General features: G+C 71.4%; 14 protein-coding genes. 5 read left to right on the top strand and 9 right to left on the bottom strand.

What is annotated here, in order from left to right:
* The coding region (locus VMR86_17525; protein ID HTO08853.1) for an ATP-dependent DNA ligase at positions 1-255 on the top strand (255 nt) is incomplete at its 5' end.
* A 45-nt stretch (positions 256-300) separates the two neighbouring features.
* On the opposite strand, the gene VMR86_17520 is transcribed toward VMR86_17525, so the two are convergent.
* Positions 301-1,608 (bottom strand): DNA polymerase domain-containing protein, encoded by a 1,308-nt coding sequence (locus tag VMR86_17520; GenBank protein HTO08852.1) that lies wholly within the window; start codon positions 1,606-1,608, stop codon positions 301-303.
* A 23-nt stretch (positions 1,609-1,631) separates the two neighbouring features.
* On the opposite strand from VMR86_17520, the gene polX reads away from it, so the two are divergent.
* Positions 1,632-3,359 (top strand): DNA polymerase/3'-5' exonuclease PolX, encoded by a 1,728-nt coding sequence (polX, locus tag VMR86_17515; protein ID HTO08851.1) that lies wholly within the window; start codon positions 1,632-1,634, stop codon positions 3,357-3,359.
* Positions 3,360-3,513: 154 nt separating this feature from the next.
* On the opposite strand, the gene VMR86_17510 is transcribed toward polX, so the two are convergent.
* From VMR86_17510 to VMR86_17490, 5 genes are read right to left on the bottom strand one after another with little or no spacing between them, the layout of a single operon-like run.
* A complete protein-coding gene (locus VMR86_17510; GenBank protein HTO08850.1) occupies positions 3,514-4,413 on the bottom strand; it encodes a DMT family transporter in 900 nt (299 codons plus the stop codon).
* Between the two features lie 3 nt (positions 4,414-4,416).
* Positions 4,417-6,000 carry an alkaline phosphatase D family protein gene (locus tag VMR86_17505; GenBank protein ID HTO08849.1) on the bottom strand — a complete coding sequence of 528 codons (1,584 nt, stop codon included), beginning with the start codon at positions 5,998-6,000 and terminating at the stop codon, positions 4,417-4,419.
* Positions 6,001-6,007: 7 nt separating this feature from the next.
* The gene (locus VMR86_17500) at positions 6,008-7,663 is read right to left on the bottom strand and encodes a CopD family protein (protein HTO08848.1); all 1,656 of its coding nucleotides are present in this window, start codon (positions 7,661-7,663) and stop codon (positions 6,008-6,010) included.
* A gap of 7 nt (positions 7,664-7,670) precedes the next feature.
* Entirely contained in the window at positions 7,671-8,066 is a 396-nt protein-coding gene (locus tag VMR86_17495; protein HTO08847.1) for a copper resistance CopC family protein, read from the bottom strand.
* Positions 8,066-8,428, bottom strand: a complete 363-nt coding sequence (locus VMR86_17490; GenBank protein ID HTO08846.1) for a VOC family protein — start codon at positions 8,426-8,428, stop codon at positions 8,066-8,068. Before VMR86_17490 ends, VMR86_17495 begins: the two co-directional genes overlap by 1 nt.
* Positions 8,429-8,455: 27 nt before the next feature.
* Between VMR86_17490 and VMR86_17485 the strand changes: the two genes are divergently transcribed.
* Together VMR86_17485 and VMR86_17480 are read left to right on the top strand one after the other, a co-directional pair.
* Entirely contained in the window at positions 8,456-8,839 is a 384-nt protein-coding gene (locus VMR86_17485; GenBank protein ID HTO08845.1) for a RidA family protein, read from the top strand.
* Positions 8,840-8,963: 124 nt separating this feature from the next.
* Entirely contained in the window at positions 8,964-9,821 is an 858-nt protein-coding gene (locus VMR86_17480; GenBank protein ID HTO08844.1) for a M55 family metallopeptidase, read from the top strand.
* A 7-nt stretch (positions 9,822-9,828) separates the two neighbouring features.
* On the opposite strand, the gene VMR86_17475 is transcribed toward VMR86_17480, so the two are convergent.
* Entirely contained in the window at positions 9,829-10,602 is a 774-nt protein-coding gene (locus VMR86_17475) for a glucose 1-dehydrogenase (GenBank protein ID HTO08843.1), read from the bottom strand.
* 33 nt (positions 10,603-10,635) lie between these two features.
* Positions 10,636-12,438: an ATP-binding protein gene (locus tag VMR86_17470; protein ID HTO08842.1), complete on the bottom strand. Its 1,803-nt coding sequence runs from the start codon at positions 12,436-12,438 to the stop codon at positions 10,636-10,638.
* Positions 12,439-12,566: 128 nt separating this feature from the next.
* Here VMR86_17470 and VMR86_17465 point away from each other — a divergent pair, with 128 nt between their 5' ends.
* Entirely contained in the window at positions 12,567-14,174 is a 1,608-nt protein-coding gene (locus VMR86_17465) for a peptide chain release factor 3 (GenBank protein ID HTO08841.1), read from the top strand.
* Position 14,175: 1 nt separating this feature from the next.
* Here VMR86_17465 and VMR86_17460 read toward each other — a convergent pair.
* The coding region (locus VMR86_17460; GenBank protein ID HTO08840.1) for a hypothetical protein at positions 14,176-14,391 on the bottom strand (216 nt) is incomplete at its 5' end.

The raw sequence follows: 14,391 nt of genomic DNA, 5'->3' as shown, positions 1-14,391 counted from the left end.
CCCGCGGCCGGTGACGCCGGGCGCCGCATGCCGGGCGGCCAGAGCCGTTGGAGCCGCGGCAAGGATCTGTCGTGGGAGCCTTTGCGGCCGGAGTTGGTGGTGGAAGTCGCGTATGAGCACATGCAGGGCGCGCGGTTCCGGCACATGGCGCATTTCCGGCGATGGCGTCCGGACAAGAAGCCGCGCGACTGCACGTATGCCCAGCTCGAGGTTGTGCCGCCGCACGAATTGAAAACGATTTTCGCGGCTCGGTAGCCGAAGGCACGGCACGCACGAGTGAGTGCGCCATCTCGTTCTTTTCTACTCTCGCGCCCGCTTGGTGCGCCATTCGCGCCATTCGCGCGTCGGGTCGTCGTCCGGGTCCGGCGTTTCCTGCAGCGGCCGCGCGGCCTCGGGTACGTGCCGCAGGTTCACGCGAATGCGCGTCCAGGTGGAGGATCGGCCGCGCATCGAGTCCACCAGCACATCATCTACGGCGAGATTGCGCGCAGCGCCGGGATGTTTGGCCTTCCATCTTTCGAGGCCCGCAAGTGCAGCCTCACGGTCCGGCGAGTTTGCCACCGTGATCAGCGGCATCTTGGTCCGCGGCTTCTTTTGCGCGGACCTGGCTCGTGAGGGTGCGACGCGCGGCGCCTCGCCTTCCATCCTGCGAAAGTGCGGCGGCCAGGGCGCGTCGGCCAGCCCTGCTGCCTCGTCTTCAGCGGCGAATTCCAACAATTTCTCGAGCGAACCCGGCGCCCGATCCATTCCGGCGTGCGGATCGCCAATACTCTCGAATCGCTTCGGCACAGTGAACATGGTGAAGTCGGCGGGATCGCATTCCGGCACTTCGTCCCAGCGGAGGGGCGTCGAGACGCGCGCATCCGGCAGCGGGCGAACCGAGTAGGCGGAGCACGTGGTGCGGTCCTTGGCGTTCTGGTTGTAGTCGAGAAACACCCCGTGGCGCTCCTCCTTCCACCACTTCGAGGTCGCGAGCGCCGGCAAGCGCCGCTCGACCTCGCGCGAGAGCGCGAGCGCGGCGCGCCGCACCTCGCTGAAGCCGAAGCGCGGCTCGATCCGCACCAGCACGTGCATGCCGCGCGAGCCGCTGGTCTTGGGCCAGCCCACCAGCCGCAGCTCTTCGAGCAGCGCCTTCACCTCGAGTGACACGCGCCGCACGTCGGGCCAGCCGACGCCGGGTCCCGGATCGAGGTCGACGCGCAGCTCGTCGGGGTGTTCGAGGTCGGCCGCGCGCACCGGGTGCGGGTGCAGCTCGATGCAGCCCAGATTCACGATCCAGGCCAGGCCCGCGGCGTCGTCGACCACCACCTCTTCGGCCGTGCGTCCCGACGGAAACGACAGCGTGACCGTGCGCAGCCAATCGGGCCGCGGCTCCGGCGCCCGCTTCTGGTAGAAGGCCGGCTCGTGCGCGCCGTTCACGAAGCGTTTCAGCACGACCGGCCGGTCGCGGATGCCGCGCAGCGCGCCCTCGGCCACCGACAGGTAGTAAGTGACGAGCTCGAGCTTCGAGAGCTGCGCCTTTTGCGAGAAGTACGGCTTGCTCGGGTTGCTGATCTGCACCTCCCGGCCCGAAAGCGACAGGACGTGCGGCGCCTCTTTCTTGGCCATGCCGGCAAGGCTACTCCTGTCCCGTGGCCGACACGAAACAGGACGTGCTCGACATGCTCCGCGACCTGGCGGAGCTCACGCTGCTAGACGAGGCCGATCCGAACTCGTTCCGCGTGCGCGCCTACGAGAGCGCGGCGCAGGCGATCGCCGCGCAGGCGACCGACCTGGGCAAGCTCACGGTGAAGGAGCTGCAGCAGATCGAGGGCATCGGCAAGAGCACGGCGGAGAAGATCCGCGAGCTGCTCGAGACGGGGAAGGTCGCGAAGCTGGAGACCCTGCGTCGGAAGCACCCGCCGGCCGTGGTCGCGCTGCTGCGCGTGCAGGGCCTCGGGCCCAAGGCGCTCGCGAAGCTGCGCGCCGAGCTGGGCGTGGCCTCGCTCGACGACCTGCGGCGCGCGCTGGCCGAGCACCGCGTGCGCGACCTCGCGGGCTTCGGCGCGAAGTCGGAGGAGAAGCTCGCGCAGTCACTCGCGCGCCTCGCCGCGCAGGGCGCGGTGGGGCGCACGCCGATCTCGGTCGCGCTGCCGCTCGCGCAGCGCATCGTGGCGCGCATGCGCGAAGTCCCGGGAGTCACGCGCGTGGAGATCTGCGGCTCCCTGCGGCGTTTCTCGGAGACGATCGGCGACGTGGACCTGGTGGTGGCGGCCGCCGACCCTGCGCCGGTCATGGAGGCCCTGGTGTCGATGAGCGTGGTCGAGCGCGTGCTCGGGCGCGGCGAGTCGAAGACCAGCGTCGTGACTCACCGCGGCACCCAGGTCGACCTGCGCGTGGTGGCCGAGCGGCAGTTCGGCGCGGCGCTGCTCTACTTCACCGGCTCCAAGGGTCACAACATCAAGCTGCGGCAGCTCGCGCTGGCGCGCGGCTGGACCTTGAACGAGTACGCGCTCTCCGAGCTCGAGGGCGGGCGCGTGGTGGCGAGCGAGAGCGAGGCCGAGATCTACGCGGCGCTGGGGCTGCCGTTCATTCCGCCCGTGCTGCGCGAGGACGCGGGCGAGCTCGAGGCCGCGGCGCGCGACGCGCTGCCCGCGCCGCTCGGACCCGTGATCGGCGATTTCCACGTACACACGACGGTGTCGGGCGACGGGCGCTCGACGCTCGACGAGGTGATCGCCGCGGCGCGCGCGCGCGGCTGCCGCGTGCTGGCGATCACCGACCACGCCGAGGGCACGCTCTCGGGCGTGGGCCGCGAGGCGCTGCTCGAGCAGCGCGCCGAGATCCAGGCGCGGCGCAAGCAGCTCGGTGACTCGCTGGTGCTCCTGCACGGGGTCGAGCTGAACATCGGCCCCGCCGGCGAGCTCGACTACGACCCGGAGTTCCGGCGCGGCTTCGACTGGTGTCTGGCCTCGATCCACGACCACTTCGAGCTCGACCGCGCGGCGCAGACGCGGCGCGTGGTCAGCGCCATGCAGGACCCCTCGGTGCGCATGATCGGTCACCTGTCCGCGCGCATGATCGGCGGCCGCCCGCCCGTCGAGCTCGACCTCGACGCCGTGTTCGCGGCCGCGGAGGCCACCGACACGGCGCTCGAGGTGAACGGCGCGCTGCCGCGGCTCGATCTCTCGGTCGAGGCGCTGCGCCGCGCGCGCGAGCGCAACGTCACCTTCGTGCTCACCAGCGACGCCCACCACGCGCGCGAGCTCGACCGCGTGACCTACGCGGCGCTGAACGCGGAGCGCGCCTGGGTCCCGCGGGAGAAGGTCGCCAACACCTGGCCAGCCGAACGGCTCGCCGCCTGGGCAAAGTCTGACTGACTTCGTTCGCCTTCGGCTCACTGCGCGCGCCTGCGGCGCTTGCACGCCTCGCTCAGGGCGGCCTTCGCTCGGCCCTGACTGACTTCGTTCGCCTTCGGCTCACTGCGCGCGCCTTTGGCGCTTGCACGCCTCGCTCAGGGCGGCCTTCGCTCGGCTACCCCATCGCGCGCAGGTCGGCGAAGCTCACGAGCCCGACTCCGGCGAGAATCAGCGCGAAGCCGCCCAGCAAGGTCGCATCGGGCACCTCGCCCAGCGCCGCTGCGGACACCGCGATCCCCATCGCGGGCACGGCCAGGAACGAGAGCGAGCTCGTGACTGCGGGGAGGGAACGCGAGATCGAGGTCGCGGCCCAGAACGCGAACGCGGTCGCGAGTGGCCCGTTGTAGGCCAGCACGGCCCACAGCGCGGGCGACGACCGAGGCCGCGCGCCGCCGTCGACCAGGAACGCCACCGGAGTCACGACCAGCGCCGCCAGCAGGAGCTGCCAGGGAGTCACCTGCAGCGGCGACAGGTGCCAGCGGTGAGCCCGGATCTGCAGCACCGCGATGCTCCAGGAGAGCGCCGCCGCCATGAGCAGCGCGCTGCCGGCAACCAGGCCGCGGTCGCTCCAGTCCAGACTCGCGGGGTTGAACAGCAGCGCGACGCCGAGCAGCCCGAGCGCCACGCCCGCCCACTTCAGCGCCCCGACGCGCTCGTGCAGGAAGAGCATCGCGCCCGGCACGACCCAGAGCGGCGTGGTGTACACGAGCACCGCCGAGCGCCCCGCCGACACGTGAGTCAGTCCCACGTTCACCATGGGCTGGAACAGCGCCATCTGCGAGAGACCCACGGTGGCGATCACGGGCAGGTCGCGCCGCGTCGGCCGTGCGAGCTGGCCGGTCGCCGCGAGATACGCGAACAGGCAGGCCGCCCCCAGCCAGAAGCGCGCGCACGCGAACCACAGCGGGGAGATGTACGACACGCCCACCTTCAGGATCGGCCAGTTCGCGCCCCAGATCAGCACGACCAGCGCGAGCAGGCCGTAGGCCTGGCGGCGGGTGAGCGGCTCCGACAAGCGTCAGCTTCCGCGCTGGGGGCCGGGCCGGCCGTTCTCGACGCTGAAGCTCGCGAGCGTCGAGAGCGTGGCTTTCGGGTCGCGCACGTCCGAGATCACCTGGAAGCGCGCGGTGAGTCGCTCGGGCGCGAGGTCGATCGCCAGATAGCCGCGCTGGCGGCTGTCGAAGAAGTGGACGTGCGGGTTGTCGGCGGCGAAGGCCGCGAACTTCTCGTACGGCGGACCCCAGGAGGAGATGGAGGTGCCGATCAGCTCGGACGCCACCACGGGTGACTTCGGGTCGTCGAAGTCGAGCTTCAGGTCGTTCGCCCAGAAGGAGTGGATGTCGCCGCCCAGGACCACCGGGTTCTTCACCTTCGCGTCGTGCACGTGCTGGAGCAGCCGGGCGCGGCTCACCGGATAGCCGTTCCAGTCGTCGGTCCAGGAGCCGGCGCTGCCGTCCGCCTGGCGCTCGCGCAGCTGGGCCATCATCACGTCCTGCGCGATCACGTTCCAGCGCGCCTTCGAGTGACTCAAGCCGTCGGCGAGCCACTTCTCCTGCGCCATGCCGATCATGGAGCGCGCGGGGTCGACGAGCTCCGGGCAGCTCTTCGCGCTCTCGACGTGCCCTCCCCCGTGACTCGGCTTCGACCAGCAGGCCTCGCGCGAGCGGTACTGGCGGCCGTCGAGCACCTGGAATTCGACCAGGTCGCCGAACGCGTAGCGGTCGTAGAGCCGGAGGCTCGCACCCTGTGGCCGCGAGACGGCGCGCAGGGGCATGTGCTCGTAGAAAGCCTGGTAGGCCGCGGCGCGCCGCGCCAGGAACGCGTCGGGGTCGGCGAAGTCCTGCGACCAGCGGTCGGCGTAGTCGTTCTGCACCTCGTGGTCGTCCCAGGTCATGAGCGCGGGCGCACAGGCGTGCACGCGCTGCAGGTCGGGGTCCGTGCGGTACTGCGCGTAGCGGTTGCGGTAGCCCGCCAGTGTCTTGGTCTCGGCGCCGTCGCTGTGCGTGCGCACCGTGGCACGGCTCTTCTCGAGATACTCGTAGATGTAGTCTCCCAGGAACAGCACCAGGTCGGGCTGCTCGGCAGCCAGGTGGCGGTAGCTCGCGAACCACCCGGCTTCGTAGTTCGAGCACGAGACACAGCCGACGCGCAGCCGTGCCAGCGGAGCGCCCGGCGCGGGAGCGGTCTGCGTGCGGCCGACCGGGCTCGTCGAGTCACCCGCGTGGAAGCGGTACCAGTAGGGCCGGGCGGGCGCGAGCCCGGTCACTTCGAGGTGAACCGCGTGCGCCCACGCGGCCTCGGCCTTGGCGCTGCCGCGCTGGACGACCTGGCTGAACGCCTCGTCGGCCGCGATCTCGTAGCCCAGCTCCACGTCGCCGGGCGGCATGCCGCCGGGCGACGCGGGGTCGGTCGAGAGCGGAACGGGCGCGAGCCGGGTCCAGAGCACGAAGCCGTCGGGCAGCGGGTCGCCCGAGGCCACGCCCAGGCTGAACGGCTCGGCGCTCCACTTCGGCGCGCGCAGCACGCTCGAGAAGCGCAGCACGGCCGGCGCCGCGAGCGCTCCCGCTACGAACCGGCGCCGTGTGATGCGGGGGACGGCCATGCGCGACTCACGCCTCGCGGTAGAGGATCAAAAGGATCCCGACCAGCGCGAAGCAGGTCGGCCACACCCACGAGGCGCGGCGCGCCGCCGCGCTGCCGGGCAGTCTCACCTCGAGCCAGCGCGACCAGCCCGCACCCACGCCCAGGAGCGCCAGCGGCGCGTGCGTGTACTCGATCAGGAGCTCCTCCTTCACGTTGCCCAGCGCGTGTGAGTGAGTCAAAAGCATCGCTCCGCCCGCCGCGCACAAGAGCGGCAGCACGAGCGCGGCGCGCTGCGAGCGCGTGCGACCGGTGCGGACGCTCCACTCGAAGAAGGCGAAGATCGTGATCAGCGCCATGAACACGCGGTGCTGCGCGACCTCGGGCTCACGGAAGCTCGCCCAGAAAGAGATACTGCCCATGGGCCAGGCCTCGGGGTCCGAGCGGATCAACAGGAACACCGCCAGCCCCGCGAACAACAGCGGCCAGCTGCGCGCCCAGCGCGCGCCGAATGCGCGCTCGATCAGCGCCAAGAGGCCGATCGCGAGCACGAACATGCCCGCCCAGTGGTGGTTGTACTCCGACCACGCCACGTCCTCGGCCTTGTAGGGCGGCGGCATGCCCGCACCCGGCACGTAGGCCGGCGGGGCCTGCTCGCCGCGCGCGGCGGCCTGGGCGTCGAGCTGCTTCTGCAGCACCTGCAGCGCCAGCGACGAGTGGTCGGGGCTGGTGAGGCGCGGCCAGGTCGGCGCCATGCGCGCGCCCAGCTCGGCCAGCGTGAGTCGCCCTTCGCGCAGGTCGATCGCGGGCGGCACCGAGATCAGCGACGCGGTGGCGAGAAAGACGGTGATGCCGATGCCGATCTCGACCTCGGTGAAGCGCCGCAGTGCCAGCAGCGGCCCCTCGGGGTCGCGCTCGAGCTGTCGCACGCGCCGCGAGTTGAAGTAACCCAGCGCGAGCAGGGTCGCGGCCATGACTCCCTTGACCCCGACCATCACGCCGTACGCCGTCCCGTACACGCCCTCGATCGCCCCGACGTAGGCATACGAGAGCGCGGCCGCGCCGGCCAGCAGCGTGCCGACACTCACCGTGGCCAGGCCGTGGAAGCGGCGGGCGAGCGGGTGCAGCTCCTTGCCTTCGATCGGCAGCGCCAGCGTCGCCGCCAGGTAGGGCAGCGCGCCGATCCACGTGCACGCCGCGCCCTCGTGCAGGAAGGTGACTGCGCCGAGCAGCCACTGGTGCTCGAGCCGGGCAGCGGCGTGACTGGTCGCGACCGAGCCGCCGAGCATGCACAGCGCCGGCAGCGCGAGCAGCGCGCCCGGCGCGCGGGGCCGCGTGAGCACGAGGCCGGCCAGAACGAGCCCGGCCGCCGCCTGCGCGATGCCGGCGCGCACGAAGTCCGCGTGCAGCGGGTTCGCGCGCTCCCAGCCCAGGATCTGGACCAGCGCCGCCAGGTCGGAGCCCAGCGCCAGCAGCGCGAACAGCGCGAGCGCGAGCGACGCGGACACGATCCCGATGCGGCAGCGCCGCAGCATGGCATGGCCGGCCTCGCCCAGACGCGGCGCGCGCGGCCGCGCCACGAACAACAGGAACGCCAGCCCGCCGATGGCCAGGGCCTGCGCCGCCAGCGCGGAGCCGCGCAGCAGCACCGAGAGATAGCCGAAGAAGTCGACGAACAGCGCCAATGTGACTCTACGGAGCGCGCACTTTGAAGGTCACGTCCCCTCGTGACACGTGACCATCGACCGAGAGCACTTGCCAGCGCAGCCGGTAGGTGCCGGGCTCGAGGCCCGAAGCCTTCGCGTCCAGCCGGTTCGGCTCCGCGCTGGGCTTCAGCGCAAGTGTCTGGCTGCCGGCACCCACGGGCGCGAGCTCGTGCTCGCTCTCCGCGGCCCGCACCAGCACCACGCTCGAGCGCTCGGCGTCGATGCGGCTGTTGAACTCGAGCGACACGTCGACGTCGGGCCCCTGCACCTCGGAGGCCTGCTTGGGCTGCGAGCCGACCAGAATGGCGTGGGCCGACGCGCCGCCGGCCAGGCCGAGCGCGGCCGCCGCTGCGGCCGCCAGGAGCCCCGTGACTCGCCGCATCAGGCGCCCTGCCGGGGCTGGTTCAGCTCGACCAGGTTGCCGGCCGGGTCGCGCAGGAATGCCTGCCGCCCCGCGCCCGGCACGTTCATCGGCCGACTCACTCGCAGGCCGCGCTCTTCCAGCTCGCGGCAAGCCGCGTCGACGTCCTCCACCCGGAAGGCGAAGTGCTCCCCGCCCGGTACCCGGTGGTCCTTCACCTCGATCAGGTGGATCTCCTGACTGCCGGTCCGCAGCCAGTATCCCGGGAAGCCCAGGTCGGGGCGCGGCAGCTCTTCGAGGCCGAGCACGTCGATGTAGAAGCGCGCGACCTTCTCGGCGTTGTCGACGTTCAGCGAGACGTGGTGCACACCGGAAAGCTTCATGAACTCCGATGGTATCATCGCGTTCGCATGCCCGAAATCGCGAAGCTCAACGTTCCGGGGCTCGGCAAGCTCAAGGCCTTCTCGCACGCGACGCGCGCCGGGGGCTTCGTCTTCGTGGCGGGAACGCTCGGCACCCAGGGCGAGAAGTTCGAGCTGGTGTCCGGCGGCGCCAAGGCCGAGACCCGGCAGACGCTCGAGAACATCCGCACGATCCTGCGCGGTGCGGGCGCGGACCTGGCGGACGTGGTGAAGGTGAACGTCTTCATCACCGACATGAAGCGCTTCGCAGAGATGAACGAGGCCTATCTCGAGTTCTTCCCCAACGAGCCGCCCGCGCGCATCACCGTGGAGTGTTCGGGCCTCGCGCTGGGCGCGTTCGTCGAGATCGACTGCGTCGCGTACAAGCCATGACCGCGATGAGAGCGAGGCCGAGCGAAGGCCGCCCTGAGCGAGGCCGCCCACCGCGGGACATCGGCACGCGGGCCGATGTCGGGCGCAGGCGCGCGCAGCGAGCCGCAGGCGAGCGAAGTCAATTGTGAAAGTCTGGCTGTCGGTCGACATGGAAGGGATCTCGGGGCTCGTGCGCTGGGCCGACGTGATCTCCACCGGCATGGACTTCCAGCGCAACCGGCGCTTCATGACCGAGGACGCCAACGCCGCGATCGCGGGCGCGTTCGACGCGGGCGCGAGCGAGGTGGTGGTCGAGGAGAACCACGGGGTCGAGGAGCTGTGTGACCTGGTGCTCGACGAGATCGACCCGCGCTGCAGCGTGGTGCGCGGTGCGGGTCGGCCCGCCGCGACCACCATGGCCGGACTCACGCACGACACGGCGGTCGTGCTGTTCGTGGGTCACCACGCGCGCGCCGGGTCGTTCCCGGGAATCATGGCGCACACGGTCGCCTACGAGCGCTTCAGCGAGGTGCGCCTGGCCGGCACGCCGATCGGCGAGAGCGAGATCATGACCATCCGCGCAGGCGAGCTCGGCGTGCCGGTGGGCCTGATCTGCGGCGACCAGGTGGTGTGTGCGGAGCTCTCGAAGCGCGCGCCCTGGATCGAGACGGTGTGCGTGAAGCGCGCGCTCTCGAACGTGGCCGCGGAAGTGATTCCGCCCGCGCGTGCCCGCGACCGGATCCGCGCGGGCGCGCGCCGCGCCGTGGAGCGCGCGCGGCGCGGCGAGCTGCCGCCCTACCGCGACCAGCCCGCGCCGCACGAGATCGAGGTCGACCTGCGTAAGCCGGTCGAGGACGAGCTGCGCGCCAACCTCTCGCGCATGCCCGAGTTCGAGCTCGTGGACGAACGGCGCGTGCGCACGCTCGCGCCCGACATGGACACGGGCTTCCGGCGCATCGCCTACCTGTCGTACGGCCAGCGTACGCGCTCGACCCGCTACTGACCGCGAGTCACTCGGGCGTGGTGTAGGCCGCGGTGATGCCGCCGTCGACGAGGAACGTCGCGCCGGTGGTGAACGACGACTCGTCCGAGGCCAGGAACAGCGCCGCGCGCGCAATCTCCACCGCCTCGCCGAAGCGGCCCATGGGAATGTGCACGAGCCGGCGCTGGCGCTTGGGCTCGGTGTCGAGATACTTCATGAGCAGCTCGGTGCGCAGCGGCCCCGGGCAGAGCGCGTTTACGCGGATCTTCTCGCGCGCGTGGATCGCCGCCAGCTCGCGCGACATGGCGAGCACCGCGCCCTTGCTCGAGGTGTAGGCGAGCTGCGGCGTGGCCGCGCCCAGCACGGCCACGAACGAGGCCACGTTGATGATCGAGCCGCCGCCGGCGCGGCGCAGCGCGGGGATGCCGTACTTGCAGCCCAGAAACACGCCGCGCACGTTGATCGCCATGGTGAGGTCCCACACCGACTCCTCGGTGTCGACCGCGCCGTTGTCGGCGATGTGCGAGATACCGGCGTTGTTCATCAGCACGTCGAGGCGGCCGAACTCGCGCTCGGCGACGGCGATCATGGCCTGCGCGTCGGCGCCTTTGGACACGTCGGCACGCACGGCGACCGCGCGCCCGCCCGCACCCGTGACTTGCGCGACCGTGCGCTCGCCCGCCTCGGCGTTCACGTCGGCGACCACGATCTTCGCGCCCTCGCTCGCGAACAGGAGCGCGGTCTCGCGGCCGATGCCGCTGCCCGCGCCCGTGATCAGCGCGACCTTGCCTTGCAATCTCATGACCCCCCTCCGTAGCCGAGCGAAGTCAATCTGTCACTTCGAGAGGTGTTCCGCGAGCAGCTCGACCAGCGCGCGCCGGTCGAAGGGCTTGGCGGCGAAGGCGTTGCAGCCGCAGGCGAGACAGCGCTCGCGGTCCTCGATCATGGCGTGGGCCGAGAGCGCGATGATCGGCCGGGTGAAGCCCGCGTCGCGCAGCGCCTGCGTGGCGGCGTAGCCGTCGATCTCGGGCATCTGCATGTCCATCAGCACCGCCCCGAACGGCCGGCCCTCGCGCTCCGCGGCGAGCGCCTGGTCGATCGCCGAGCGGCCGTCGGAGGCGAACTCGAGCTCGAGCCCCACGCGCGAGAGCAGGCGCTGGATCAGGCGCTGGTTGTCGACGCCGTCCTCGGCCACCAGCACGCGCCCGCGCAGCGTGGTGGGGGCGGCGTTCGGCGTGCTCTCGCGCAGCACGAGCTCGGAGTCGTGCAGCTCCGCGCCGGGCCGCGGCGAGCCGTCGGCGGCGCCCACGGGCAGGCGCAGCCGGAAGGTCGAGCCGCGGCCGAGCTCGCTCTCCAGCTCGAGCTTGCCGCCCAGCTGCTGCGCCAGGCCGAGCGAGATCGCCAGCCCGAGCCCGGTGCCGCCGTAGCGGCGTGACTCGGAGGCGTCGGCCTGCGAGAAGGGCGCGAACACGCGCTCGCGGTCGGCGGGGGCGATGCCGATGCCCGAGTCGATCACGTCGAAGCAGATCTCGCCCGCCCCACCCGACACCGGACGGTGTGACACCAGAAGGCGTACCCCGCCCTGCTCGGTGAACTTGATCGCGTTGCCCACCAGGTTCACCAGGATCTGCTGCAGGCGCAGCGCGTCGGACCAGATCCGGTCGGGGAGTTCCGCGGCGAGCTCGAGCTCGAGCAACAGCCCCTTGGTGCGCGCGCGCTCGCGCAACAGCGCCACGACGTGCTGCGAGACCGAGATCGGCGAGGTCTCGCCGCGCCGCACCTCGAGCCCGCCCGCCTCGATCTTCGACAGGTCGAGCATGTCGTTGATCAGCGCCAGCAGGTGGTGGCCGTTGCGGCGCAGGGTCTCGATCGCCTCGCGCCGCTCGGTCTCCGACAGCTCCGGCTCGGCCAGCACGTCGGTGTAGCCGAGGATCGCCGTCATGGGCGTGCGGATCTCGTGACTCACGTTGGCCACGAACAGACTCTTGGCGCGGCTGGCCGAGGTCGCGGCGTCGCGCGCCGCGACCAGCGCGCGCTGCGCCTCCTCTTCGAACACCCCGTGCATGTAGACCAGCCCGCCGCACAGCACCGTGGCCGCGAGCAGCGCGACGAGTCTCTCGACCGCGAGCTGCGTGCCCGTGGGCGCGCCCGACAGCTCGATGCCCAGGAAGTCGAGCATGGAGCAGGCCACGAGAAAGGCGGCGACGCCCGCCGTGGTCGCGATCACCGTGCGGCTGCCCGCGCAGGCGCGCGCGAGCACGGGCACCACCGCGAACCAGAACAGGCCCGGCGAGCGCATGCCGCCCTTGGCCAGGGTGAACAGGACGGCCACGCCGACCACGAGCCACATGCCGACCTGGGCCGCGCGCTCGGTGTCTCCGCGCCGCCACAGCCAGGCCGTGATTCCCAGGCCCGCCGCCGAGCCGAAGCCGAGCGGCAGGATCGTGCGCCAGGCGCTGGCGAACGGCTCGAGCGCGAGCTCGAGCCCGATCCGCGCGAGCGAGTACGAGACCAGCACCACCACGTTGAACACGATCACGCGCGCGCGCCTGCGCACGATCGGGTCCCGATGGAGCGCCGCCGGCACCCAGCGATCCACGAGCTCGACCCAGCCCAGCGCCCTGCGCGCCGCCGCCATCCCACCGCCTCACGCCGCAGATGAAGCGCCAACCGCATCGGCGCAATCGCGAAAGGCCTTGATCGGCCGAGGCTTTCCGGTATTCAAACGCGTCTTCGCACTGCACTGGAAGCGAGGCGCGACAAGCCATGGACGGCGACGAACGGCGGGTGGCCAGCGAGGTCGAACGGCGCCGGACGTTCGCGATCATCTCGCACCCCGACGCCGGCAAGACCACGCTGACCGAGAAGCTCTTGCTGTTCGGCGGCGCCGTGCGCGAAGCCGGCGCCGTGCGTGCCCAGCGTGCAGCGCGCTACGCCACCAGTGACTGGCTGGAGCTCGAGAAGCAGCGCGGCATCTCGGTGTCCAGCTCCGTCATGCACTTCGATTGGAGTCCCGCTGAGCGCATCGGCACCCTGCCCATGCGCTTCCGGGTGAACATTCTCGACACGCCCGGTCACCGCGACTTCAGCGAAGACACCTATCGCACGCTGCTCGCCGCCGACTCCGCGGTCATGCTGATCGACTCCGCGAAGGGCGTGGAGGCGCAGACGCGCAAGCTCTTCGAAGTCTGTCGCCTGCGGCACATCCCGATCTTCACGTTCGTGAACAAGCTGGACCGCCACGGCCGCGACCCGCTCGAGCTCATGACCGAGATCGAGCAGGTGCTGCGCATCGACGCCATCCCGCTCAACTGGCCGATCGGCTCGGGCAGCGAGTTTGCGGGCGTATACGATCGGCTGGGCGCGCGCTCGCTGTATTTCTCGGGCGGCAAGCACGGCACCACGCTGGTCGAGCAGCGCGAGGTCGCGGGCCCGCCGGAGAGCAAGTCCGTGCGCGACTCACTCGAGCTGCTCGACGGCGCGGGCGCGAAGTTCTCGCCGCTCGAGCTGCGGCGCGGCGCGCAGACGCCGCTGTTCTTCGGCAGCGCGCTCACCAACTACGGCGTGCTGCCGTTCCTGGAGCGCTTCCTCGAGCTCGCGCCCTGCCCCGGCCCGCGCGAGACCGCGGCCGGCCCGGTCGACCCGGTGCGCGACGAGTTCTCGGGCTTCGTGTTCAAGATCCAGGCGAACATGGACCCCGACCATCGCGATCGCGTCGCCTTCCTGCGCATCTGCTCCGGGCGCTTCGTGCGCGGCGAAGACGCGGTGCTGGCGCGCACGCAGAAGCCGGTGCGACTGGCTCACTCCACGCTGCTCATGGGTCAGGGCCGCGAGGAGGTCGACGAGGCGTTCCCCGGCGACGTGGTCGGACTGTTCGACCCGGGCGTGTTCCGCATCGGAGACACGCTGTCCTCCAGCGGCCGGATCGCGTACGCGGGCGTGCCGACCTTCTCGCCCGAGCACTTCCGCCGCGTCGAGGTCGCCAAGGTCGAGCGGCGCAAGGCGCTGGCCAAGGGCCTGGAGCAGCTGGCGCAGGAAGGCGCCGTGCAGATCTTCACCGACCCGGGCAGCGGCACGGCGGCCCAGATCCTGGGCGTCGTGGGCCCGCTGCAGTTCGACGTGCTCGTGCACCGCATGGCGTCGGAGTACGGCGTCGAGCTGCGACTCACTCCCCTGCCCTACAGGGTCGCGCGTTGGGTGCACGGCAGCTACGACCCCGACGTGCTGCGCTATTCCGACGCCATGCGCCTGGTCGAGGACCGCGACCAGCGCACGGTGCTCCTGGCCGAGAGCCCGTGGCACATCGAGCGCGCGCTCGCGCGCCACCCCGAGATCCAGCTCAGCGAGACCTCGGACCCGCAGCTGCGCGGCTGAGTCAGTGACTGGAGAAGGGGTCCGGCCCGCTCTCGTTGCTGAGCGCGACCGCCTTCTCGGCCACCGCGCGCGCTGCCTCCTCGATCGTGGCGAAGCGCTGCTCGGCGAGCGCGCGCTTGGCTTCGGCGAAGGCCTCGGGCTTGAAGCCGGTGTGTGTGCGCGGCCGCAGCCCGACCACGTGGCCGAGGTTCACGTCGGCCGCCGAGACACCGCCGGA

The sequence above is a fragment of the Myxococcota bacterium genome (genome assembly GCA_035498015.1).
Classification (GTDB): Bacteria; Myxococcota_A; UBA9160; order SZUA-336; family SZUA-336; genus VGRW01.
This window is presented reverse-complemented; position numbering and strand designations above follow the sequence as displayed.